The organism is Herbidospora sp. RD11066, from assembly GCF_054661255.1.
The window spans coordinates 197,774-219,506 of record NZ_BAAGDO010000006.1 but is presented as its reverse complement, the minus strand read 5'-3'; the positions used below and the strand labels follow the sequence as shown (position 1 = coordinate 219,506).

Here is a 21,733-nt window from a genome sequence, read left to right as displayed (position 1 = left end):
AGGTCACCTCTTGGGGTCGAGCGCGTCGCGGATGCCGTCTCCGAGGAGGTTGAACGCGAGCGTGGTGAGCAGCAGCAACACGGCCGGGAAGATCAGCAGCCCCGGGGCGACGCGGTAGAAGTCGGTCGAGTCGGCGAGGATGGCGCCCCAGCTGGGCGTACGAGGATCGACCCCGAGCCCGAGGAAACTGAGCGTGGCCTCGAAGACGATCGAGGTCGGAATGAGCAGCGACGCGAGGACCGTGACGGGCGCGACCAGGTTGGGCAGCACGTCGATGACCATGATCCGCACCGGTGAGGCGCCGAGCGACCTGACCGCCTCGGTGAACTCCCGCTCGCGGTAGCCGATCGTCTGGCCTCTGACCACGCGCGCCATCGCGGCGAACGAGAAGAACGCGATCACGAAGATCGTCAGCGGGACGGAGGCTCCCACGGCTGCGACCAGGACGATGGCGACCAGCAGATAGGGGAAGCTCAGCACGACGTCGAGCACCCGGGCGAGGACCCCGTCGACCCAGCCGCCGAAGTATCCGGCGAGCAGCCCGACGACCACCCCGAACAACGTGGCCAGGAAGGTGGCGCTCAGGCCGACGAGCAGCGAGATCCGCGCACCGTAGGCGAGCCGCACGAACAGATCCCGGCCGAGACTGTCGGCCCCGAGCCAGAACTCTGACCCCGGGCCGACCGGGAGCCCTTCTGGGGTGAGCGCGGTGGACGGATACTGCGTCAGCGGGTCGTGCCCGGTGATCAGCGCGAAGAGTGGCGCGAGGATGGCCAGCAGCGCGACCAGGACAATCACGACCATGGAGACGACGGCGGCCTTGTCCCGCCGAAGGCGCTCCCAGGCGAGCTGCCACGGCCCCTTGCCGTGCACGACCTCGGCATGAACGGGCTCGGCCTCGAACGCGGCATCGGTAAGACTCACGCCGACCTCCCCTCGACGATGGGCCCGTCTGGCATGCGCGTCGGCCTGGCGACCACCCTCGGCGAGACACTCAGCCCGATCGCAGCCCGGCCTGATGGACGCAGGACCAAATGGAGCTCGGGCGAGCAGGCGTTGGAGCGTCGGGTCACCGCATACCGGGCCACCGCTTGCCGGGCCACCGCTTGCCGGGAGGCGTCCCACCCTCCCTGGGTTGCACCAGCGTCTCCCGCCCGGCCGACATTTTCGGGCCGGGCGACCACGCCCTGGGGAAAACCGCGTGTCATTCGCCCACCTCTCGGCTCTGCAGGCGTTCGCCGGGTTCGAGCGGAAAGTGGCAGGCCCACTTGTGGCCGTCGCCGAGCAGCCGGGGTTCTTCGACCGTGCAGCGCTCCTGGGCCTTCGGGCAGCGCGGGTGGAAGCGGCAGCCCGACGGCGGTGAGATCGGAGACGGCACGTCGCCGCGCAGCACCACGCGATCCCGCTGACGGTCCGGGTCGGCGACCGAGGCGGCCGACAACAGCGCCGCCGTGTAGGGGTGCCGGGGGCGCTCGTAGAGCTCCTCCCCCGGTGCGATCTCGACGACCTTGCCGAGGTACATCACCGCCACGCGGTCACTGACGTAGCGCACCACCGACAGGTCGTGGGCGATGAAGACGTAGGTCAGCCCGAGGTCGGTCTGCAGGTCTTTGAGCAGGTTGACGACCTGGGCCTGGATGGAGACGTCCAGAGCGGAGACGGGCTCGTCGCAGACGACCAGCCGGGGGTTGAGCGCGAGCGCCCGCGCGATGCCCACCCGCTGCCGCTGGCCGCCGGAGAACTCGGCGGGGAAGCGGTTGTAGTGCTCGGGGTTGAGCCCGACGAGCGCCATCAGCTCCCGCACCCGGTCCCGCCGCGACGACGGAGTCCCCTCGCGGTGGATCACCAGCGGGTCGGCGATGATCGACCCGATCCGGCGCCGGGGGTTCAGCGACCCGTACGGGTCCTGGAAGACCATCTGCACATCACGCCGCACATCGCCGTCGAAGGTGATTTTTCCGGACGTGACCTCGTACAGCCCGGTCATGCACCGGGCCAGCGTCGACTTGCCACACCCCGACTCCCCCACCACGCCGAGCGTCTCCCCCGCCTCGACGGACAGGCTGACGCCGTCGACGGCGTGCACCCGGCCGACCTCGCGCTGAAAGAAGATCCCCGACTTGATCGGAAAGTATTTCCGCACGTCAGAAACGTCGAGCAGGCTCACCACGACACCCCCGACCAGCACGCGGAGGCAGGGTCCCCGGTCTCGAACACCGGCGCCCCCTCAATCGGGTACAGGCTCATCAAGCCACCTCCAGTCGGCAGGCGGCCGAACGATCCTCAACCGGGCGGCTCATCGGCCCTCCTCCAGCCAGCACGCGTCCGGATGGTCCTCCGGGCCGAGCATCGGGGGCTCCTCCAGTGGGCAGCGGGGAATGCGCACCGGGCAGCGGGGATGAAAAGAGCAGCCCGTCGGAGGGCTGAGCAGGCTGGGCGGCCGTCCCGCGATGGGCTGCAACCGCTCTTTCCCCTGCGGCAGGGAGTTCAGCAGGCCCCGCGTGTAGGGATGGCGCGGGTCGCGGAACAACGCCCGGCGTTCGGCCTTCTCGACCGGTTTCCCGGCGTACATGACCATGACCTCATCAGCCATGTCGGCGATCACGCCCAGGTCGTGGGTGATGATGATCAACGCGCAGCCCAGCCGCCCGAGCAGTTCCAGGATCTGCGCCCGGACCGTCGCGTCGAGCGCCGTCGTCGGTTCGTCGGCGATGATCAGTTCGGGGTCCAGGGCCATCGCCATCGCGATCATCACGCGTTGCCGCATGCCCCCGGAGAACTGGTGCGGGTAGTCGCGGACCCGGACCGCGGGGATGCCGACCTGTTCGAGCCGTTCCCGCGCCACCGCCCACGCCTGATCTTTGGACACGCGCCGGTGCACCAGCACCGCCTCGGCAATCTGCCGCCCCACCGAGTACATCGGGTGCAGGCTCGACAACGGGTCCTGGAACACCATCCCGATCCGCGCGCCACGGATCCGCCGCAGCTTCTCGGCGGGCATCCCGATCAGCTGCTCGCCGTCGAACAGGGCGGAGCCCTCGACCCTCGCGCCGGGGATCAGGCCGAGTAGCGCCTGGACCGAGACGCTCTTCCCGGAGCCCGACTCGCCGACCACCCCCAGCGTCCGCCCGGCCTCGACCTCGAACGACACCCCGCGCACCGCCTGCAGATCCCCGTCGGGCGTCGAGAAGGTCACCCGCAGCCCCGAGACTTCGAGAAGGCTCATGAGGCCAGCCACAGCTGGGTGTAGTCGAACTGCTGCGTCAGCGGCGTGTAGATCGCGTTCCGCACCCGCGACGAGTGGAAGATGGGCACGTTCTGCGAGGTCAGCGGCACGATCGGCGCGTCGGCCATGATGCGCGCGTTGGTCTGGCGCCACAGCGCCTCGGCCGCCCCGGCCTCGGGTTCGGTCAGGGCTCGGGTGATGAGGTCGTTGACGGCGGGGTCGTTGTAGTCGCCGTAGTTGGTCGAGCCCTCGGTGTAGTTCCGGCCGTCGAACAGCGGCACCACGATCGAGCGGGCGTTGTTGCCGTACCAGTCGGGGATCCAGCCGGGCGCGCCGATGTCCCACTTGCCCTCGCGGCTCTTCTGGACGCTCGACAGATACCGCCCGTAGAAGTCGTCCGGGGCGGTCGGGATGAGCTGGGTCGTGATGCCGCATTTGGTCAGGTCGCCGGCGATCGACTGGGCGACCTTCGGGTGGTTGCCGTTGGTCCGGTAGGGAAATTGCAGGCTCAGGTTCGCGACCCCGGCCTCGGCCAGGAGCGCCTTGCAGCGGGTCACGTCCCCACGCCCACCGGCAGTGGCGTAGGGGCGCACCGTGGCGTCGTACCCGATGGAACCGGGCGGGATCGCGCCGTCCAAGACAGTGTTGATCTTCGGGCCGCCGTAGATCTGGGCGATGGCCGCCTTGTTGACTGCGTAGTTGATCGCCTGGCGGACCTTCACGTTGGCGAGCGCGCGGTTGTTGTTGGGGCTCTGCATGTTGAACGACAGGAACGGGTTCAGCGTCGACCCCTCGTAGACCTTGTAGGCCGGGTTCCCGGTCAGGCGCGGGATGGCCGAGGTCGGCACCGGCTGGTCCCACGACAGGTCGGCGACATTGGCCTCAAGCTGCTGCTGTACGACATCGGGACTGTCCTGGCCGAGGGTCACGAGGATGCGGTCGACCCACCGGTGACGTACCGGATCACTCGACTGCCGCCACACGGGATTGTGTTCCAGCATGATCTGCCGGCCGGCGAAATAGGTGGTGATCTGGTACGGCCCGGCGGAGATGGTGTTCTGCCGGAACTCGGGCCCGTCGGGGACGTACCTCTCGTATTCGACCGGCGCCGCCGACGCGAAGCCAAGGGCCATGATGTTGAGGAAGTCGCTGGCGGGGGCGGTGAGCGTGATCCGGAGCGTCCTCGGGTCCACGACCTGCACGCCCTTGATCGGGGTCGCCCTCATGAACTTCGCCATTCCGTCGGCCGTCTTCGGCTGCTTCTGGAAGGCGGTGAAGAACTCCTGGAACCCCTCGATGGTCTGCGTGTAGTAGGAGATGCCACCGGACGGCTGCACCGGGTTGGCCAGCCGCTTCAGCCCGCGTTCGAAGTCGGCGGCCTCGATCGGGCGCGGCGGGTCGGTGTTCCACACGACGTCGGGGCGGAGCGTGAAGGTGTACGTCTTCCCGTCGGCGCTGATCTCCGGCAGCTTCGTGGCGACGTCGGGGACGACCGCTCCGGCCACCGAGATGCCGTTCCCGGCCGGATAGGTGACGAGCTGGCGGGTCCAGGTGCGGCCGAGGTTGTAGGCGACGACCGTGTAGGACGACGAGGGGTCGAGATGGTCGACGTCGCCGGAGCCGACGACCTTGAGCATGCCGCCCTTCTGGGGGCCGCTTCCGGTCGCCCTCGTCTCACCGCCGCCGCAGGCGGACAGGCCGGACAGGGCCATGGCGAGGACCGGGACCAGCAGACCGGCGCGTTTCCTCATGGTCCACCATCATGTGATCACGCCACCGATGGACCCGCAAAACCCGTGCCAGGTGTCGGTCAGGACAGCTCGTCGACCGCCGACTGCACGTCGTCGCTGGTGATGGTGGTGAGCTCGGTCGCGCTCGCGCTGCCGAGGGCGGCCAGCCGCACGTCGCGCCGCATGGCGGCCCGCTCGTAGAGCGACCGGGCGAAGCGGCCGTTGCCGAGGCCGTCGATGAGGCGTTCCTGGCAGACGTAGCCGAACACGTCGCGCAGGTCGCGCTGGGCGGCGGCGTCGAAGCGGTCGCCGGCGTCGGCGGCGGTCATCTCGGCGATCTCGGCGAGCTCCTGCGGCGAGTAGCTCGGGAACACGACCCGGCTGTTGAACCGGCTGCCGAGCCCGGGGTTGGTGGCCAGCAGGGTGTCCATCTCCCGCTCATAGCCCGCGAGGATGATGACGAGCCGGTCGCGGTCGTCTTCCGCCCTTTTCAAGAGTGTCTGTACGGCTTCCGCCCCGAACGCGTCGCCACCCTGGTAGCCCGAGTTGACCAGGCCGTACGCCTCGTCGATGAACAGCACCCCGCCGAGAGCGCGGTCGACCAGTTCGTTGGTCTTGATCGCGGTCGCGCCGAGGTGCTGCCCGACGAGATCGGGCCGCGACGCCTCGACCACATCGGGCCGGGCCAGCAGGCCGAGGGCGGAGAAGATCCGCCCGATGATCCGGGCCACGCTGGTCTTGCCGGTGCCGGGCGGCCCGACGAACACGAAGTGCCGCGTCTGCGACTGGACGGGAAGCCCCTGCTCCTCACGCATCCGCGCCACCCGCAGCTGCGCCGTGATCGCCCTGACCTGCCGCTTCACCGGTTCGAGCCCGGCCATGCGGTCGAGGTCGGCCAGCGCCTCGGCCAGCGTGGGGGTGGCCTGGTAGCCGCGGAACCGCGCGGTGATCTCGCTGAACGCCTTGCTCACGTCGGACGCCGTGGTCGTCACCAGGTCTTCGCCCCGGGGCGCGCCCCCGACGCTGATCACCCGCACGTCCCGCGCCTGCGCGGCGGCCTCCACGACACTGCGCGCGAACCGGGCGTTGCCCAGTTCGTCGACGAGCCCACGCCGGTGGACGTCGTCGAACAGGCCCAGCAGCACCGGCCGGGCGCCCGCGTCGAGCTGGTCGCCGCGCTTGGCCTGGAGGGCCTCGGTGATCTCCAGCAGCTCGGCCGGGCCGTAGCTGGGAAACCGGACCCGGGTGGAGAAGCGGCTGGACAGACCCGGGTTGGAGGCGAGGAAGGTGCCCATCTCCTTCTCGTATCCGGCCAGGATGATGATCAGGCGTTCGCGGTCGTCTTCGGCCCGCTTCAGGAGGGTCTGCACTGCTTCCTGGCCGAACCGGTCGGTCTGGCCGTCGCCCGAGTTGATGAGCGCGTAGGCCTCGTCGATGAACAGCACCCCGCCGAGAGCGCGGTCGATGAGCTCGTTGGTCTTGATGGCCGTCGCACCGAGGAACTCACCGACCAGGTCGGCGCGCTGGGCCTCGACGACGTAGGGGGTCTCCAGCAGGCCGAAGGCGTAGAAGATCGAGGCGAGGCTGCGGGCGACGCTGGTCTTGCCAGTGCCGGGGGGCCCGACGAAGACGAAGTGGCGCATCGGCGCGTCGGAGGTCAGCCCGGCCTCGCGGCGGAGCCTGGCCGCCTCGATGGAGGCCGCTATCGAGCGGACCTGCTCTTTGACGGGTTCGAGGCCGATCATGCCTTCGAGCTGGGCGAGGGCCTGCTCGACGGTGATCTGCGGGGGGCGGTTCTGCTCTCCCTGGACGTGGGGATGGGGCGGCGGACCGCCCGCGCGCACCCGCTGCTGGGCCTGCGCCTCGGGCGGCGCCTGCCGCGCCTTGGCCTGCCTGGCCAGCACGAACCGCCAGACCAGCACGACGGTGGCCGCGCCGTAGGCGCCGTAGAGCGCGGGCAGGTCACCGGCCAGCCGGAGCAGCATGCCCGCGACGGCCGCCGCGCCCAGCGCGAGGGCGGTGGTCAGCCACGGCGGCACCCACCGGATGAGATGGGCGAGCCCGGCGACCACGAAGCCGAGCAGCCACAGCGGGAACAGCAGGATGTTGCCGATCGCCTGGCTGTTGGCCACGACCATCACGAAAGGGCAGACCAGCGACCAGGCCGCGACCACGAGAAGCGTCGCCGCCCCGCGAGGGAAATGCAGGGCGAGAACGAGGAATCCCAGAACGGACAGCGATAGGAAAAAGGTCTGCATCAGGTCCCAGCCGAAGCCGGCGCCCATCGCTATCGACCCGACCAGTAACACGCCGAAAATGACTCTTCGCGCGACCGGAGGAAGAGCGAAATAGCGCTGTCGCGCCTGCTCGAAAGCGTTTCTCGCAGCCAATCGCCCCGTGGGGCGGGCTCGGCCGTCCTCCCGCATCCTGCCTCCCCGGTCCGCACCGGTTATACCGCACGGGAAAGGCGAATGGGTGGACCTAGCGCGTGCGAGCCTGGTGGCGGCCGGGATATTCCCGGACCAGAACCTCACGCGGGGTGATCCTCAGAACGTCGTTGTCGGCGATGGCGACACCGCGCACTTCGGCCCAGAAACGGGGGTCGCCGACGAACACCGACACACGCGGATCGCGCTCCACCGCCTCCCACGCCTCGTCTCCCGCGATGACGCGCATCTCGCCCGACGGGCTGACGGAGGTCACCGCGCTGACCGCGACCGAGCGGGGCCCGGAAGGACCGGCGTACGAGAGGACGACGCTTCTGGAGAAGGTGGCGGCGTGGCGCACCTCGTTGGTGAGGCCCGACGACGGGCCGAGGTCGGCGGGGGGATGGCCGCGCGGCAGCAGCGACGCGCGGGTCGGCCCGGGGGCGCCGCGCCACCAGGCCGTCGCGCCTCTGATCGTGAACGCGGCGGCGACACCGGCGAGCGCGGCCCAGCCGCCCTGCCAGGCGCGGGTCAGATCGGGGTCGGCGCCCGCGACGGCGAAGCAGACGGCGGCGACCACCAGCAGCGCGAACGCCAGGCCCAGCCACCGGTCGCGGCGCAGCACCGGCCACGGCCGGGTGCGCCGCCCGGCCAAGGCGAGCCCGACCGGCACCGCCAGCGCGGTGATCCCCAGAAAGGGCCAGGGGATGAGGCCGATGGCGAGCGTCACCCACCAGGCCCGCCCGGCGATCACCCACAGCGTCACGTCGGTGTCGCGCCAGGCGACGGCGTCTCCGGGCACCCGCGCGAACTGCGCGAGCGCCCTGATCGGATGCCCACGCCACGCCTCCAGCAGCAGCCGCAGGGCGGCGACGGCGGGCCCGTTGAACAGCACGAACCCGAGCGCGCCCGCCCACTCTCCCCCGGTCGCCGGGGCCAGGAACGACGCGGTCAGGGTGATCTCCAGGGCAGGCATCCCGGCCACCCCGATCGCGTAGGCGGCCACGGTCATCACGGCGACGGTCACCGACACGCTCAGCCAGAGGTCGCGCCCGAGCATGGCCGGGACCAGCGGCCACACGGTGATCTTCGCGACGTGCCGATAGGTGATCACCGCGACCGCCGCGAGCACGGCGTATCCGGCGATCTTCGCCTCGTCGTGGAGGTCGAACCCCAGCCCGGCGACCGACACGGCCACCAGGGCGAGGGCCAGGAGTAATCGGATGCGGCGCGACCAGGTCTCCAGGGCGCGGCGGGCCCGGCCGGTGTCGCGCGGGTCGGCGTCCCAGGCCGGGTCGTGGTGGTCGCGGTGCCGGTCCCAGCGCAGGAACGTGAGACCCAGGTTGACGCGGGCCCCCGGCTGGGCCGGGTCGCGCCGCAGCGCCGCGCGGTAGCTCGCGGCGGCCGACTCGTGGTCGCCCCGGACGAGCGCCAGGTCACCCGCCAGTGCGTGGGGGCCGGGCTGCTCGGGGGCGTAGCGGACGGCGAGACGGACCTCGTCGCGGGCCTCCCGCCAGCGGGCCGGGAGCCGCCGCAGCGCCCCGGCCAGCCTCAGCCGCGCGGCCCAGGAGCCCGGCGCGAGCCGGACGGCCTCCTGGGCCGACGCGACCGCCTCGGAGTCGCGGCCGAGACGTTCGAGGGAGAGGCTCGCCAGGCGATGCCCCCACTCGCCGTGTGGATCACGATCCACCGCCTGACGAGCGGCCTCCAGCGCCTCCTCGGGCTGATCGCGGCGCAGTCGTGCCGCCGCGACCCCACACCAGGCCCGGGGGTCGGCGCGGTCGCTGGGGGGCGGCACCTCGGGTTCCCGATCTCCGGCATCGCTCCCCACCCCCGAATGATCTGGTGGCCGGGCTCGGCGTGGCTAGGGCCCGCAATACACCTCTATCTCTCTAGAGAGGTGGCGCCGGAGTCAAGCGCCGGGCCAACCACTTGACGGCCATGAGGTAGCGGTGTTCAAGGTTCGCGTGGGTTCCCTCGAAGAGCTCGAAGAACACGTTCTCCGCCGGTACCCCGGCTTTCTCGACCTCGTCGCGGAAGGCCGTGGCGCCCAGATCGAGGTAATATTCGTCGCTTTTTCCGGCGTCGATCCAGAGGCCGTGGAGGCTTCGCAGCGCTTCGCCGTGCGAACGCGCCATCACGACGGGGTCATATTCCAGCCACCTCGACCACACGTCCGGAACCAATCGGCCGAGCGTGTCGAAGGGGATGTCAACCGAGCCGTCGGGGTTGGCCGAGTAGGAGGCGGCGTTGCCGTACAGGAGGATGAGGTCGCTGCCGGGGCAGCGGCCGCCGGTGGCGTGGAAGCGGTCGAGGAACCGCGGCCAGGAGCCGTCGTACTCCTCGCGCAGCACCCGGGCGGCCGACACGAACTCGCGCGGGTAGAGCACCTCGAACAGGGCGTCGCCCGCGTGGGTGGCCAGCGCGCCGAACAGGTCGGGGCGGAGCATCGGGGTGACCATGGCGCCGTAGCCGCCGCTGGACTTGCCGGTGATCGCGCGGTGCTCGCGCGCGGCGAGCGTGCGGTAGTGCTTGTCGACGAACGGGACGACCTCGTCGCAGAGGTACGAGTGGTAGGCCCCGTGGCCGTGCGAGTCGACGAACTGGCTGCCGCCGAGGCGGGTCCAGGCGTCGGCGAAGACGACGACGGCCGGGGGCGCCTCGCCGTCGGCGAAGAGGCGGTCGAGCAGTTCGGGGTAGGTGCGGCGCCACGGCTGGCGGTTCCCCCACATCACGACCTGGCCCGAATATCCCTGGATGACATAGATCGTCGGGTACGCGGCGGTGCCGTCGTCGTAGCCGGGCGGGAGGTAGACCCACAGCGGGCGCTCGTGCGGGTCGCCGAGGGGGTTGTCGCGCAGGACCTCGCTGACCACGGTCGTCTGGTCGACGCGTCCGGACATCTCTGCATTCCAGGGCAGCATGCTCATCACACTATGACGGGACTTGCCAACAGGCTGAGTGATCTTCGGGGCATCGCCTAGGCTGCGCGTCATGTTCCCGAGGGCCGACCCGAGGGCCGATCGGTGGGCGATCCTCGCGTTACTGTGCTTCAGCCTGCTCCTGATCGCCGTCGACGCCACCGTTCTCCACATCGCCGTTCCGGCGCTGACGGCCGCGCTCGAACCGACCGGCGTGCAGCTGCTGTGGATCATCGACGTCTACTCGCTCGTGGTGGCGCCGCTGCTGGTCACGTTCGGCACGCTCGGCGACCGCTACGGGCGGCGCCGCCTGGTGCTGCTCGGCTACGTCGTGTTCGGGGCCGCCTCGCTGGCCGCCGCGTTCGCGGCCTCGCCCGAGGCGCTGATCGTGGCGCGGGCGTTCCTCGGCGTCGGCGGGGCGATGATCATGCCGGCCACGCTGTCGATCATCCGCCAGGTCTTCACCGACCGGCGGGAGCGCGCGATCGCCCTGGGTGTCTGGAGCGCGACGGCGGCCGGGGGCGCGGCGGTCGGTCCCGTGGTCGGCGGGGTGCTCGTGGAGCACTTCTGGTGGGGCACCGTCTTCCTGATCAACGTGCCGCTGCTGGTCGTGGCGCTGCCGCTGGCGGCCCGGCTCATTCCCGACGTCTCGGAATGCCACGGCCACTCGTGGGACGGGCTGAGCGCGCTGCTGTCCGTGGTCGGCGTGCTCGCCGTCGCCTTCGGGCTGAAGGAGGCCGGTTACGGCCACACGGTGGGCCGGGGCGCGGCGGTGCTGATCCTGCTCGCCGGGGTCGCGGTGCTGGCGTGGTTCGTGGCCAGGCAGCGGGCGCTGGCCTCGCCGCTGCTCGACCTCGGGCTGTTCGCCAATCGAGGGTTCGCGACCGGGGTGGCGTGCGTGCTGTTCGCGGTGTTCGCCCTGGTCGGGTTGGAGCTGCTGCTGGCGCAGTACCTCCAGCTCGTGCTCGGGCTGTCGCCGCTCGGCGCGGCGCTGCGGATGCTGCCGCTGATGGTCGCGGCGATCTGCGGCGGGCTCGCGGCGGCCCACGTGCTCCAGCGGGCCGGGCTGCGAGCCACCATGAGCGGCGGGCTCACGCTGACCGCGCTGTCGCTGCTGCCCACGCTCGGATGGGGCGTCGAAGACCATCCGGTCTCGCTGACGCTCTGCTTCGTCGGCATCGGCTTCGGCATCGAGGTCGCCCTGCTCGCCGCCTCCGACGCCATCATGTCGGCCGCCCCCGAGTCACGCGCCGGTGGCGCCGCCGCCGTCGAGGAGACCGCCTACGAACTCGGCGCGGGCCTCGGCATCGCCGTCCTGGGCACGGTCACCACTCTCGTGTACGCACCGGGAATCGTCGCCCCGGGAGTGCCCGGCGACCTGATCGCGCAGGCCAAGGGGTCGCTCGCGGCGGCGGCCCATGTGGCCGGTGACCTGGGTGGCCCGGCCGGAGTGGCCCTCCTCCAGGTGGCCCGGACGGCGTTCGTGTCCGGGCTGCACGTCGCCGTCGGGGTGAGTGTCGTGTTGCTGCTGGCCAACGCGTTCGTGGTGGCGGTGCTGGTGCCCTCCCGTGAACGGCGGACCGAAAATGAACGTCTCTCTGTCTGACATAGGAGGGTTGGTTATGGGGCAATTGCCTCGTAAAGCCAACCCATAACCCCTCAGAATGAGTCACGTGAAGAAAACCTTCCACGACCTCGCCACGCTCGCGGCCCGCATAGGCGTCGGCGGGATCTTCTTCGCCAACGGCTGGGCCAAGCTGCGGGCCGGCTTAGACGCCACCGAGACCCAGTTCACGCAGCTCGACGCGCCGATCCCGGAGTTCTGGGCGGCCGCGACGATGCTCATCGAACTGGTCGGCGGCACCCTGCTCATCGCCGGAGCGGCCGTCACGGTCGTCGGCGTGCTGCTGTTCGCCGAGGCGCTCGCGGTGTTCATCCTCGCCGCCGGTGACACCGGTCTTCCCCTCACGGGCGGCAGTGTGCAGCTCGTGGTGGCGCTGGGCGCCGCGTCGGTGCTGCTGTCGGTCAACGGCGCCGGGCGCCTTTCGGTCGACCAAATGGTCATCATCAAGCGGCGCGACGCCGAGGCGGCCGACGACATCGCGGCCGACATGGAGGCCGACACCGTCATCAACGCGCTCCGTGAACCGACACGGGGCGAGCCGACCCAGTCGAAGCCGACGCCCGGCTCGGACAAGGCTCCGGAGAAGACCGAACCCCACAAGGGCCCGGTCACCTTCCCGAACCAGCCCGAGGAGTCGACCGCCCCCCATCCCAAGCCGAAGCCGGTGCCGCGCAAGCCCCGCCGCGACACCACGACCGAGAACCGCAGCGAACCCGCTCCCAGCGGCGGAGAACCGGGCGACACCCTGGTCGCCGGCCGCCGCAGCGGCAAGACCGAATAGCCTCCGGATCACGCACCGGCCGCCGTCGGCACGGCCACCCCGCGCTCGGCGTCGGACAGGCCCGCGGTAGGGCCGGTGCGCATCCACGGGCACATCCGCCGGGTCGCGACGGTGGCGCGGCGGAGCTGATGGTCAGGTCTGTCGTCGTTGCGACGCGAGGCGGGCGCGGCCGGTCGGCGCCGCGTGCGGCCGGTCCGGGAGCGGCGGGCGGTGCCGGGGTGGGCGGAGCCGTAACGGAGAAAAAGAGCTTATGAGTCTTCCTGTCATCGACGTGAGCCCGCTGCTCTCCGGCGGTTCCGCCGACCACGTGGCCGCCGAGATCGAGTCCGCCTGTGTGGACAGCGGGTTCTTCTACATCGCCGGGCACGGGGTCTCACCCGAGTTGATCGGGGAGCTCGACGACTGTGCGCGGCGGTTCTTCGCGCTGCCCGAGGAGACCAAGGCGAAGATCGCCATGTCGCGGGGCGGCCGGGCCTGGCGCGGGTTCTTCCCCGTCGGCGGCGAGCTGACCTCGGGGAAGCCCGATCTCAAGGAGGGGATCTACTTCGGCGCGGAGCGGGAGCCCGACGGGCGCCCGCTGCACGGCCGGAACCTGTTCCCCGAGGAGATCCCGGAGATGCGCGACGTCGTGCTGCGCTATCTCGACGCGGTCGAAGTGGCCGCGCAGGCGGTGCTCAGCGGGGTGGCGCTGAGTCTCGGGCAGCCGCGCGACTACTTCTCTGCCGGATCCACCGCCGATCCGACCATCCTGTTCCGGATCTTTCACTATCCGCCCGGTGTCGACGACTCGTGGGGCGTCGGCGAGCATACCGACTACGGCCTGCTGACGCTGCTGCTCCAGGACTCCAACGCCGGGCTGCAGGTGCACACCTCGCGGGGGTGGACGGACGCGCCGCCGATCCCGGGGACGTTCGTGTGCAACATCGGGGACATGCTCGACCGGCTGACCGGCGGCCACTACCGGTCGACGCCGCACCGGGTGTTCAACTCCAGCGGGCGCGACCGGCTGTCGTTCCCGTTCTTCTTCGACCCCGGCTGGGACAGCGAGCTGCCGCCGCTGCCGCCCACCGCCCAGGGCTTCCGGCGGTGGGACGGCCAGGACCTGCGGGCCTTCACGGGGACGTACGGCGAGTATCTGCTCGGCAAGGTCTCCAAGGTGTTCCCCGACCTGAAGACCGAGGTCATCTAGAGGCCGTTGCGGGCGATGACCTCGCGGTACCACTCGGCGCTGGCGCGCGGGGTGCGCTCCAGCGTGTCGTAGTCGACCCGGACCAGGCCGAAGCGCTTGTGGTAGCCGCGGGCCCACTCGAAGTTGTCGAGCAGCGACCAGACCAGGTATCCCCGCAGGTCGGCGCCGCGTTCCATCGCTCTGTACGCCGCCCTGAAGTGGCCGTCGAGGAACGCGAGCCGGTCGTGGTCGTCGACCGAGTCGGGGTAGGCGGCGCCGTTCTCGGTGATCATCAGCGGCACGCCGGGATACTCCACCGACAGGCGGACCAGCAGGTCTTCGAGGCCCTGCGGGATGACCTCCCAGTTCATCTCGGTCGGCTCGCCCAGCGGCGGGAGCCACGCGATGCCCTCGCAGCCGGGGTATTCGTCGTGGCCCCTCGACGCCGGGTCGGCGGCCAGGCGGGCGACGGTGTAGTAGTTCACGCCCAGGATGTCGATCGGCTCGTAGGGCAGATCGTCGAGATCGGTGAACTTGGCGATGTGGGCCGCGACGTCGTCGGGGTAGCGGCCGTCTTTCAGCGCCGGGTCGAGGAACAGGCGGTTGGCCAGGCCGTCGGGGAGGGTCGTCACGTCGGGGTCGCCGACCATCGGGGTGAGGTTGAGCGTCAGGCTGACCTCGTGGGCACCGCCCGCGCGCAGGGCGCGTACGCCCAGCATGTGGGCCTTGAGCAGGTGGTGGGCCACGGTGAAGGCGGCGGCCGGGTCGGTGACGCCGGGGGCGTGGCGGCCGGAGGCGTGGCCGACGAAGGCCGACACCCACGGTTCGTTGAGGGTGGTCCAGGTCTGCACGCGGTCGCCGAGGCGGGCGTGCATGATCGCGGTGTATTCGGCGAAGCGCTCGGGGGTCGACGGGTCGCGCCAGTCGAGGGCGGCCGGCAGGTCCCAGTGGTAGAGGGTCGCGACCGGTTCGATGTCCCTGGTCAGGAGCTCGTCGACGAGGCGGTCGTAGAAATCGAGACCCGATTCCACAGGTTCCCCGGTACCTGTCGGCTGGATGCGGGGCCAGGCGATGGAGAAGCGGTAGGCCTTCAGGCCCAGGTCGGCCATGATGCCGACGTCCTCGCGGTAGCGGTGGTAGTGGTCGCAGGCGACGTCGCCCGTGTGGCCGTCGGCGGTCTTCCCGGGGGTGTGCGAGAAGACGTCCCAGATGGAGGGGCCTCTGCCGTCTTCGGTGACGGCTCCCTCGATCTGGTACGACGCCGTGGCCGCGCCCCAGCGGAAGCCTTCAGGAAAGGTGATCAACGTGTGCTCTCCCTGATCGTGAGACGGGGTTCCAGCAGGAGCGACCCGGCCGGGAGCCCGTCGAGCTTGGCCATCAGGAGGCGGACCGCCTCACCGCCCAGTTCCTCGGCCGGTATGAGCACCGAGGTGAGCCGGGCCCGCTCGGCGATGTCGTCGGGGCAGATCGCGACGACGGACACGTCGTCGGGCACCGTCCGGCCGAGGGCGCGCAGCGCTCCCAGCACGTGGCCGACGGCCGCCTCGTTGTGCACGACCAGCCCGGTCAGGCCCGGGTGGGCGTCGAAGAGCAGCTTCACCGCCGAGGCCACCTCGTCGTAGGTCTCCTCGCACGGCACCGCTCGCGCGGACAGCTCACGCCGGGTCGCCTCCGCCAGGAACCCTGCCCTGGTCCGTTCGGCGAAACCCGTGCCGCGTTCGTAGACGACCTCGGGGGCGCCGAGCAGGGCGATCTCGCGGTGGCCGCGCTCGGCCAGATGTTCCGCGCAGAGCGCGCCCGCGCGCTGGAAGTCGAGGTCGACGCAGGTCAGGCCCTCGGCGTCGGCGGGGAACCCGATGAGCACGCTCGGTTCTGCCAGTTTCCGCAGCAAAGGGACGCGGGCGTCGTGCACCTCGACGTCCATGAGGAGCAGGCCGTCGACCATGGCGCTGGCGGCCACCCGGCGGATGCCGTCGGGGCCCTCGTCGGCGGTCATCAGCAGGACGTCGTGGTCGTACTGCCGCGCGGTGGCGACGACCGAGGTCGCGAACTGCATCAGCACCGGGAGGTTCATCCCGGCGCGCAGCGGCAGGACCAGGGCGATCACGTTGGCGCGTTTGCTCGCGAGGGCGCGGGCCCCCGCGTTGGGGTGGTAGCCGAGCACCCGCACGCTGTCGAGCACCCGTTGCCGGGTGGTGGCCGAGATGGCCCGCTTGCCGCTCAGGACGTACGACACCGTGGACACCGCCACCCCCGCGTGCCGGGCGACGTCGGCGATCGTGACCGTCCTCACCTGTGGAACTCCACCATGGTCACGGTCACTCCCTCGTTCTCACACACGAGATAAACATCGCGCACTCCGGTCACCGGCGAAAGGTGCGCCCGGGTCTCGACTGGATCAAAACGCGAGGTCGTACGGGGCACGGCCACCGTCGCGGCGATGTCGCCGAGGGGGTCGCCGAGCCGGATCGTCACCATGCCGCCGTCGTCACTGGCGGCCGTCACGACGACCTCCGTCTCGTCGTCGAGCGCGACGTCGCGGAACCGAATCCAGGCGCCCGGATCGGCCGACCTGACGGCGTCGCCGTTCTCTCTGCCGGCCTCACATAAGGTCATGCCGTCGTAGTCGTCGCAGCTCACGGCGGCGAGCCGGGCGGGGTCGCGAGGCGGGACGGTCTCCCCCGGTAAGTCGAACCTGGCGCACAGCCGGATCGCGCCGCTCGACGGGCCGGCCTGCGCCTTGCAGGGGGCCTCTTCTACGACGAAGCGGTCGCGGGTGACGTCCCAGAAGGCGAGGTCCGCGAGCGGCACGGTCACCCCGACCCTGCGCGTTTCGCCCGGGGCGAGGCGGACCTTCGCGAACCCCCGCAGCGACCGCACCGGCTGCTTGACCCGGGAACGGCACTGGTGGGTGTAGAACTGCACGACCTCGACCCCCGCCCGGCTTCCGGTGTTGGTGACGGTGACCTCCAGGCGCAGCGTCGTGTCGCCGGGCACGGCGGTCAGGTCGCTGTAGCCGAACGTGGTGTAGCTCAGGCCGTGGCCGAACGGGTAGAGCGGGCGGCCCCGGAAGTAGAGGTAGGTCGCGTCGGTCGCGATGATGTCGTAGTCGAGCAGGTCGGGGAGTTCGCAGGTCGAGCGGTACCAGGTCTGGGTGAGCCGGCCGCCCGGGTCGGCGTCGCCGAACAGCACGTCGGCGAGGGCGTGGCCGTACTCCTGGCCGCCGTGCGACGACCACAGGATCGCGGGCACGTGTTCCTGGGCCCAGTTCAGCGCGAACGGATAACCGCTGGAGACGACCAGGACGGTGTTGTCGTTGGCGGCGTACACCGCTTTGAGCAGTTCCTCCTGGAGCGGCGGGAGGGCGAGGTCGGTGCGGTCCTCGGTCTCGCGGCCGTTGACCAGCGGATGGTCGCCCAGGACCACGATCGCGACGTCGGCCTCGGCGGCCAGCCGGGCGGCGGTGACCGCGCCGCTCTCGACGGTCTCCACGACGAAGACGGCGGCGTTCTCGGGGTCGTCGGCGAGGGTGAGGACGCCCCGGGTCACCCCGACGTATCGCCCGGTGGCGATGTGGCGCAGGACCATGCCCCGGAAACGGTCCTCCATCCTGAACGTCTGTCTCACCTCCCAGCCGCTCGGCCCCGGCTGGTCGTTGACCAGAACGCCGCCGTCGTCGACGCCGACGTGACGGCCGTTGGCGACGCTGCGCAGCACGACCGCCCCGCCGCCCCAGTCGAACAGGTCGAACTCGGCCGACGGGCCCGTGGTCAGCGGCCCGCCGGTGATCTCGGAACTGGCCGAGACGTAGCCCTCCTCGCCGCGCAGCACGATCCGGTCGACGCCCTCGCAGAACAGGGTCTCGACGCGTTCGGCCAGCCCGGCGCGGGCGGTGACCTGGTAGGGCAGCGTGCCGCTGTACCAGTCTTCGAGCAGCACGTCGCCCAGCGGTCCGATGACCGCGACCTTCCCGGCCGTCAGCGGCAGCGCCCCGTCGTTCTTGAGCAGCACCATCGACTCGGTGGCGGCCTCGCGGGCGAGCCGCTGGTGCTCGGGCCGGTTGACCACGGCCTCGGTGATCTCCAGGTAGGGCTCGACCGGGTCGAACTCGCCTAATCTGACCCGGATCGACAGCGCGTGCCGGACGGCGGCGTCAACGTGGGTCTCGTCGATCAGCCCTCGTCGCAGGGCCGTCACGATGTGGCCGAGGGTGGCCTCAGGCGAGGCGTCGTCCTGGGTGAAGCTGTCGAGGCCCGCCCGCAGCGCGTGGGCGTAGGCCTCGGCGGGGTCGTCGTAGTAGGCCTGGAGGCCGAACAGGTTGGCGGGGGCGTAGGCATCGCTGACCACGAGCAGGTCGTCGCGGGCCCAGGCGCGCAGCACGTCGTTGATCAGCGGCGACAGGTGGGCCGGGCGGCCGTTCACCAGGTTGTAGCTGGGCATCACGGCCACCGCCGCGCCCGCCTCGATGGGCGCGCGGAAGGCGCGGAGCTCGTATTCGTGCAGCACGCGCGGCGGCAGGTTGCTGCTCGTCGAGCAGCGGTCGGTCTCGTTGTTGTACGCCAGGAAGTGCTTCAGCGTGGGCGCCGTCTTCATCACCCGGCCGTCGCCCTTGAGGCCCGAGGCGTAGGCGGTGCCGAAGACGCCGGTCAGCCAGGCGTCCTCGCTATAGCCCTCCTCGTTGCGCCCCCAGCGCGGGTCGCGCAGCGGGTTGACCACCGGCGCCCAGACGTTGCGCCCGGCGCCGGCCCGGTCTTTGCGGTGGAAGGCGATGACCTCGTCCGCGGTGGCCGCGCCGACCCTGCGCACCAGCTCGGGGTTCCACGTGCTGGCCAGCCCGATGGCCTGCGGGAACACCGTCGCCGGGCCTAACCAGGCGAGCCCGTGCAGGGCCTCGGTGCCGGTACGGAACGGCTCCACGCCGAGCCGCTCGACGGGCGCCTGATATTGGTGCAGCAGGCCGACCTTCTCGTCGATGGTGAGCCGGGCGAGCAGATCGGCGACGCGTTCGGCGACCGGGAGGCCGGGGTCGCGGAAGGGTTCGCTCATGGACACGTCCTCGGTCGAAGCGCTTCGAAATGGCCGGAAGAAGGGCGCGGTTCACGAGCGCTTGGAGGTCAGATGTCGAAGCGCTTCGAAATGATTTCGCCCGGGTTACGTCGAACTCACCCGAAGAGTGCCGCTTAACCGGTTCGGGGTCAAGACCCAACTACAGACCGAGGTCGCTCAGCCCGGGATGGTCGTCGGGACGGCGGCCGAGGGGCCAGTGGTATTTGCGCTCCGACTCCTTGATCGGGAGGTCGTTGATGGAGGCGTACCGGCGCACCATGAGGGGCTGGTCGTCGAACTCCCACTGCTCGTTGCCGTAGGAGCGGTACCACTGGCCGGAGTCGTCGTGGCTCTCGTACGCGAACCGCACCGCGATGCGGTTCCCGGTGAACGCCCACAGCTCCTTGATGAGCCGGTATTCCAGCTCCCTGTCCCACTTGCGGGTCAGGAACTCGACGATCTCGGCGCGTCCGGTGACGAACTCGGCCCGGTTGCGCCAGCGGCTGTCGAGGGAGTAGGCGAGCGAGACCTTCTGGGGGTCGCGGGTGTTCCAGGCGTCCTCGGCGAGCCGGACCCGTTCGAGTGCGCTCTCCCTGGTGAAAGTGGTCATGAATCCGGTCGTACCCCTTCCAACCGATGCCTCCGCCCCGGCGTGGATAAGGGATGAGAGGAGAAACGTGGATCGATATGAGGGTTTCCGGGAGTTCCTCCGTGCCAGGCAGATGGCGTTGATGCGTACGTCCTACCTGTTGTGCGGGGATGCCCACCAGGCCGAGGAGATGCTGCAGAGCGTCCTGGTGCGGGTGGCCGGGAACTGGCGCCGGATCGCCGCGGAGGGCAACCCCGAGGCGTACGTGCGCCGGTCACTGGTCAACGAGCACATCTCGTGGTGGCGGCGGCAGCGGCGCGCCCTCACGTTCGCCCCGCCGTCGCGGGCGGGCCGGGATCCCGGCGACGAGAGCGTCCGCCGGATCGTGCTGTGGCAGGCGCTGGCCCGGCTGACGCCCCGGCAGCGGGCCGTGCTGGTCCTGCGGTTCTACGAGGACCGCAGCATCCAGGAGACCGCCGGCCTGCTCGGCTGCTCCCCCGGCACCGTCAAGAGCCAGACCAGCCACGCCCTGGGCAGACTCCGGGCCGTCGCGCCGGAACTGGCCGATCTGTCGTACGACACCGACCCCGCCCCCCAGGAGGCGAAGTGATGACCAGGCTCCACGACGAATTGGCGCGCATCGCCGACCACACCCCCGACGTCGACCTGACCGAGACCGTGCTGCGCCGGGCCCGGCGAAGAAGGGCGACGGCCCTCTCTGCCGCTTCCGCCCTGGCCGTCACGCTGATCCTGGCGATCTCCGCCACCGTGATCGGCGCGCCTGGGCCGGGTGAGGGCGGGCAGGCCGCGACCTCGGCCCAGGAGGTGCTGCCCGCCTCGGGGGTCGCGCCGCTGGCCTACGCCTACTACGACTGGTGCGGCGAACCGCCGACCGACGGCCTGATGGCCCGCACGGCCGGACGCGACTGCCTCCAGTGGCGCGTGGTGACCCGTTCGGGCGACGACTACCGCGTGCCCGAGGCGATGAGCGTCAACATCAGAGGGCTCACCGGCTCGTACGTGCTCGTGCCCGCACCGGTCGCGATCACCGGGGACGGGCGGAAGATCGCCTACTACAGCGAGCAGCACGAGAGGTTCGCCGTCCGCGACCTGGAGTCGGGGCAGGTGCGGCTCGCCCCGCCGACGATGCCGGTCGCCGACATCGTCGAGCACGGCGCGGAGATCACGCTGTCGGACGACGGCCGGTTCCTCGCCCTCGGCGCGCCGAGGGCGGTCGGCACCCTGGTCGACGTCGAGACCGGCGAGCGGACCACCGTCCCGGCCAGCTGGTCGGTGCGGAGCATCGGCGCCGGTGGCCGGGCGGTCGTCACGGAGAACCCCGACCACCTCGGGCTGTTCGCCGACGGCGGGGTGCGGCCCTTCACCGGCGCCGCCTGGCACACCCCCGGCCGGTCGTCCCCCGACGGCGCCACCATCGCCCACCTCACGCGTCCCGCGGGGGACGAGAACCCCACCCCCGGCGACTACGAGCTGATCACCAGGGACGCCGCCACCGGTGAGGTGCGGACCACGACCCGGTTCAAGGACGCCCCTGCGGACTTCCTCCCCATGCGGCTGGGCCCCTGGCTGTCCGCGACCGAGATAACGGTCGCCGTGAACCTGCCACCCGGCGAGCCCGTCCCCGGCTGGCGGACCTATGCGGCCGACGTCACCACCGGGGCCATCCGCCCGCTGGACACCTACTCCGTTTCCGCACCTCTCGGCGGTGTCGTCCTGCCCGGTTTCTAGTTGAACGGGTTGTCGTAGAACGCCGAGTTGGTGTGGTAAGTGCTGTTCGGCGGGTTGAACTTCACGCCGTCGACGACGATCGACACGTTGTTGATGGTCCCGCCGCTCGCCTCACCGGAGACGAGGGTGGCCTGGCCGGTGCACTGCGGGATCGTCACCGGGGTGGAGGTGCCGCCCAGCGGCGAGCGCCAGGCGCCGTTGACCGAGGCGTAGAGGGTGGGGCGGCTGTAGCTGCCCTGCCAGCACACCGCGATCGAGTAGCGGTATTTGGTGTTCCCGTCGTCGAAGGCGATCGTGCCGTAGGCGCCGGACAGTTTGATGCCCTGGCCGTAGACGTCGATGTTGACGGCGAGGTCGGAGCCGTAGGCGGCGTGTGCCGGGGTCGCCAGCGTCACCGGCAGGGCCAGCAGCGCGATGGTCAGGATTCGCGAAAGGCGTGCCATGCCCATCATTGAACGATGCTCCACGCCTTG

At 70.8% G+C, this 21,733-nt stretch carries 17 protein-coding genes; 5 read left to right on the top strand and 12 right to left on the bottom strand.

What is annotated here, in order from left to right:
- Positions 1 to 3: 3 nt before the first annotated feature.
- The 7 genes from ACYQ78_RS23825 to ACYQ78_RS23795 all read right to left on the bottom strand — a co-directional run bounded on the left by ACYQ78_RS23825 (position 4) and on the right by ACYQ78_RS23795 (position 10,306).
- A complete protein-coding gene (locus ACYQ78_RS23825) occupies positions 4 to 924 on the bottom strand; it encodes an ABC transporter permease (RefSeq protein ID WP_459803108.1) in 921 nt (306 codons plus the stop codon).
- 280 nt (positions 925 to 1,204) lie between these two features.
- Complete coding sequence (locus tag ACYQ78_RS23820; protein ID WP_459803107.1) at positions 1,205 to 2,188, bottom strand: ABC transporter ATP-binding protein; 984 nt, start codon at positions 2,186 to 2,188, stop codon at positions 1,205 to 1,207.
- Between the two features lie 108 nt (positions 2,189 to 2,296).
- Positions 2,297 to 3,226, bottom strand: coding sequence for an ABC transporter ATP-binding protein (locus ACYQ78_RS23815; RefSeq protein WP_459803106.1), 930 nt, complete (start codon positions 3,224 to 3,226; stop codon positions 2,297 to 2,299).
- Positions 3,223 to 4,977 carry an ABC transporter substrate-binding protein gene (locus tag ACYQ78_RS23810; protein WP_459803105.1) on the bottom strand — a complete coding sequence of 585 codons (1,755 nt, stop codon included), beginning with the start codon at positions 4,975 to 4,977 and terminating at the stop codon, positions 3,223 to 3,225. The genes ACYQ78_RS23815 and ACYQ78_RS23810 overlap by 4 nt, the downstream gene beginning before the upstream one ends.
- A gap of 59 nt (positions 4,978 to 5,036) precedes the next feature.
- Positions 5,037 to 7,382, bottom strand: a complete 2,346-nt coding sequence (locus ACYQ78_RS23805; protein ID WP_459803104.1) for an AAA family ATPase — start codon at positions 7,380 to 7,382, stop codon at positions 5,037 to 5,039.
- A 55-nt stretch (positions 7,383 to 7,437) separates the two neighbouring features.
- Positions 7,438 to 9,213, bottom strand: a complete 1,776-nt coding sequence (locus ACYQ78_RS23800; protein WP_459803103.1) for a tetratricopeptide repeat protein — start codon at positions 9,211 to 9,213, stop codon at positions 7,438 to 7,440.
- Positions 9,214 to 9,274: 61 nt separating this feature from the next.
- Complete coding sequence (locus ACYQ78_RS23795; RefSeq protein ID WP_459803102.1) at positions 9,275 to 10,306, bottom strand: alpha/beta hydrolase; 1,032 nt, start codon at positions 10,304 to 10,306, stop codon at positions 9,275 to 9,277.
- A gap of 70 nt (positions 10,307 to 10,376) precedes the next feature.
- On the opposite strand from ACYQ78_RS23795, the gene ACYQ78_RS23790 reads away from it, so the two are divergent.
- The 3 genes from ACYQ78_RS23790 (at position 10,377) to ACYQ78_RS23780 (ending at position 13,897) form a co-directional block, all read left to right on the top strand.
- Positions 10,377 to 11,909 carry an MFS transporter gene (locus ACYQ78_RS23790; RefSeq protein ID WP_459803101.1) on the top strand — a complete coding sequence of 511 codons (1,533 nt, stop codon included), beginning with the start codon at positions 10,377 to 10,379 and terminating at the stop codon, positions 11,907 to 11,909.
- Between the two features lie 67 nt (positions 11,910 to 11,976).
- Complete coding sequence (locus tag ACYQ78_RS23785) at positions 11,977 to 12,708, top strand: DoxX family protein (RefSeq protein WP_459803100.1); 732 nt, start codon at positions 11,977 to 11,979, stop codon at positions 12,706 to 12,708.
- A gap of 250 nt (positions 12,709 to 12,958) precedes the next feature.
- Positions 12,959 to 13,897: an isopenicillin N synthase family dioxygenase gene (locus ACYQ78_RS23780; RefSeq protein ID WP_459803099.1), complete on the top strand. Its 939-nt coding sequence runs from the start codon at positions 12,959 to 12,961 to the stop codon at positions 13,895 to 13,897.
- Here ACYQ78_RS23780 and ACYQ78_RS23775 read toward each other — a convergent pair.
- From ACYQ78_RS23775 to ACYQ78_RS23760, 4 genes are all read right to left on the bottom strand, one after another.
- A complete protein-coding gene (locus ACYQ78_RS23775; protein WP_459803098.1) occupies positions 13,894 to 15,180 on the bottom strand; it encodes a GH1 family beta-glucosidase in 1,287 nt (428 codons plus the stop codon). The genes ACYQ78_RS23780 and ACYQ78_RS23775 overlap by 4 nt on opposite strands.
- Entirely contained in the window at positions 15,177 to 16,169 is a 993-nt protein-coding gene (locus ACYQ78_RS23770) for a LacI family DNA-binding transcriptional regulator (RefSeq protein WP_459803097.1), read from the bottom strand. The genes ACYQ78_RS23775 and ACYQ78_RS23770 overlap by 4 nt, the downstream gene beginning before the upstream one ends.
- Entirely contained in the window at positions 16,166 to 18,922 is a 2,757-nt protein-coding gene (locus ACYQ78_RS23765) for a glycoside hydrolase family 3 C-terminal domain-containing protein (RefSeq protein WP_459803096.1), read from the bottom strand. Before ACYQ78_RS23765 ends, ACYQ78_RS23770 begins: the two co-directional genes overlap by 4 nt.
- A gap of 160 nt (positions 18,923 to 19,082) precedes the next feature.
- Positions 19,083 to 19,532, bottom strand: a complete 450-nt coding sequence (locus tag ACYQ78_RS23760; protein WP_459803095.1) for a nuclear transport factor 2 family protein — start codon at positions 19,530 to 19,532, stop codon at positions 19,083 to 19,085.
- A gap of 67 nt (positions 19,533 to 19,599) precedes the next feature.
- On the opposite strand from ACYQ78_RS23760, the gene ACYQ78_RS23755 reads away from it, so the two are divergent.
- Together ACYQ78_RS23755 and ACYQ78_RS23750 are read left to right on the top strand one after the other, a co-directional pair.
- Positions 19,600 to 20,121, top strand: coding sequence for a SigE family RNA polymerase sigma factor (locus ACYQ78_RS23755; RefSeq protein WP_459803094.1), 522 nt, complete (start codon positions 19,600 to 19,602; stop codon positions 20,119 to 20,121).
- The gene (locus ACYQ78_RS23750; protein WP_459803093.1) at positions 20,121 to 21,260 is read left to right on the top strand and encodes a hypothetical protein; all 1,140 of its coding nucleotides are present in this window, start codon (positions 20,121 to 20,123) and stop codon (positions 21,258 to 21,260) included. The genes ACYQ78_RS23755 and ACYQ78_RS23750 overlap by 1 nt, the downstream gene beginning before the upstream one ends.
- On the opposite strand, the gene ACYQ78_RS23745 is transcribed toward ACYQ78_RS23750, so the two are convergent.
- A complete protein-coding gene (locus ACYQ78_RS23745; RefSeq protein ID WP_459803092.1) occupies positions 21,257 to 21,703 on the bottom strand; it encodes a hypothetical protein in 447 nt (148 codons plus the stop codon). The genes ACYQ78_RS23750 and ACYQ78_RS23745 overlap by 4 nt on opposite strands.
- Positions 21,704 to 21,733: the final 30 nt, after the last annotated feature.

What these genes read in the sequence shown, in the direction of transcription:
- ACYQ78_RS23815 (WP_459803106.1), bottom strand. Translation starts at nt 3,226, where the DNA reads ATGAGCCTTCTCGAAGTCTCGGGGCTGCGGGTGACCTTCTCGACGCCC.
- ACYQ78_RS23810 (WP_459803105.1), bottom strand. Translation starts at nt 4,977, where the DNA reads ATGAGGAAACGCGCCGGTCTGCTGGTCCCGGTCCTCGCCATGGCCCTG.
- ACYQ78_RS23805 (WP_459803104.1), bottom strand. Translation starts at nt 7,382, where the DNA reads ATGCGGGAGGACGGCCGAGCCCGCCCCACGGGGCGATTGGCTGCGAGA.
- ACYQ78_RS23795 (WP_459803102.1), bottom strand. Translation starts at nt 10,306, where the DNA reads ATGCTGCCCTGGAATGCAGAGATGTCCGGACGCGTCGACCAGACGACC.
- ACYQ78_RS23790 (WP_459803101.1), top strand. Translation starts at nt 10,377, where the DNA reads ATGTTCCCGAGGGCCGACCCGAGGGCCGATCGGTGGGCGATCCTCGCG.
- ACYQ78_RS23780 (WP_459803099.1), top strand. Translation starts at nt 12,959, where the DNA reads ATGAGTCTTCCTGTCATCGACGTGAGCCCGCTGCTCTCCGGCGGTTCC.
- ACYQ78_RS23765 (WP_459803096.1), bottom strand. Translation starts at nt 18,922, where the DNA reads ATGAGCGAACCCTTCCGCGACCCCGGCCTCCCGGTCGCCGAACGCGTC.
- ACYQ78_RS23760 (WP_459803095.1), bottom strand. Translation starts at nt 19,532, where the DNA reads ATGACCACTTTCACCAGGGAGAGCGCACTCGAACGGGTCCGGCTCGCC.
- ACYQ78_RS23750 (WP_459803093.1), top strand. Translation starts at nt 20,121, where the DNA reads ATGACCAGGCTCCACGACGAATTGGCGCGCATCGCCGACCACACCCCC.
- ACYQ78_RS23745 (WP_459803092.1), bottom strand. Translation starts at nt 21,703, where the DNA reads ATGGCACGCCTTTCGCGAATCCTGACCATCGCGCTGCTGGCCCTGCCG.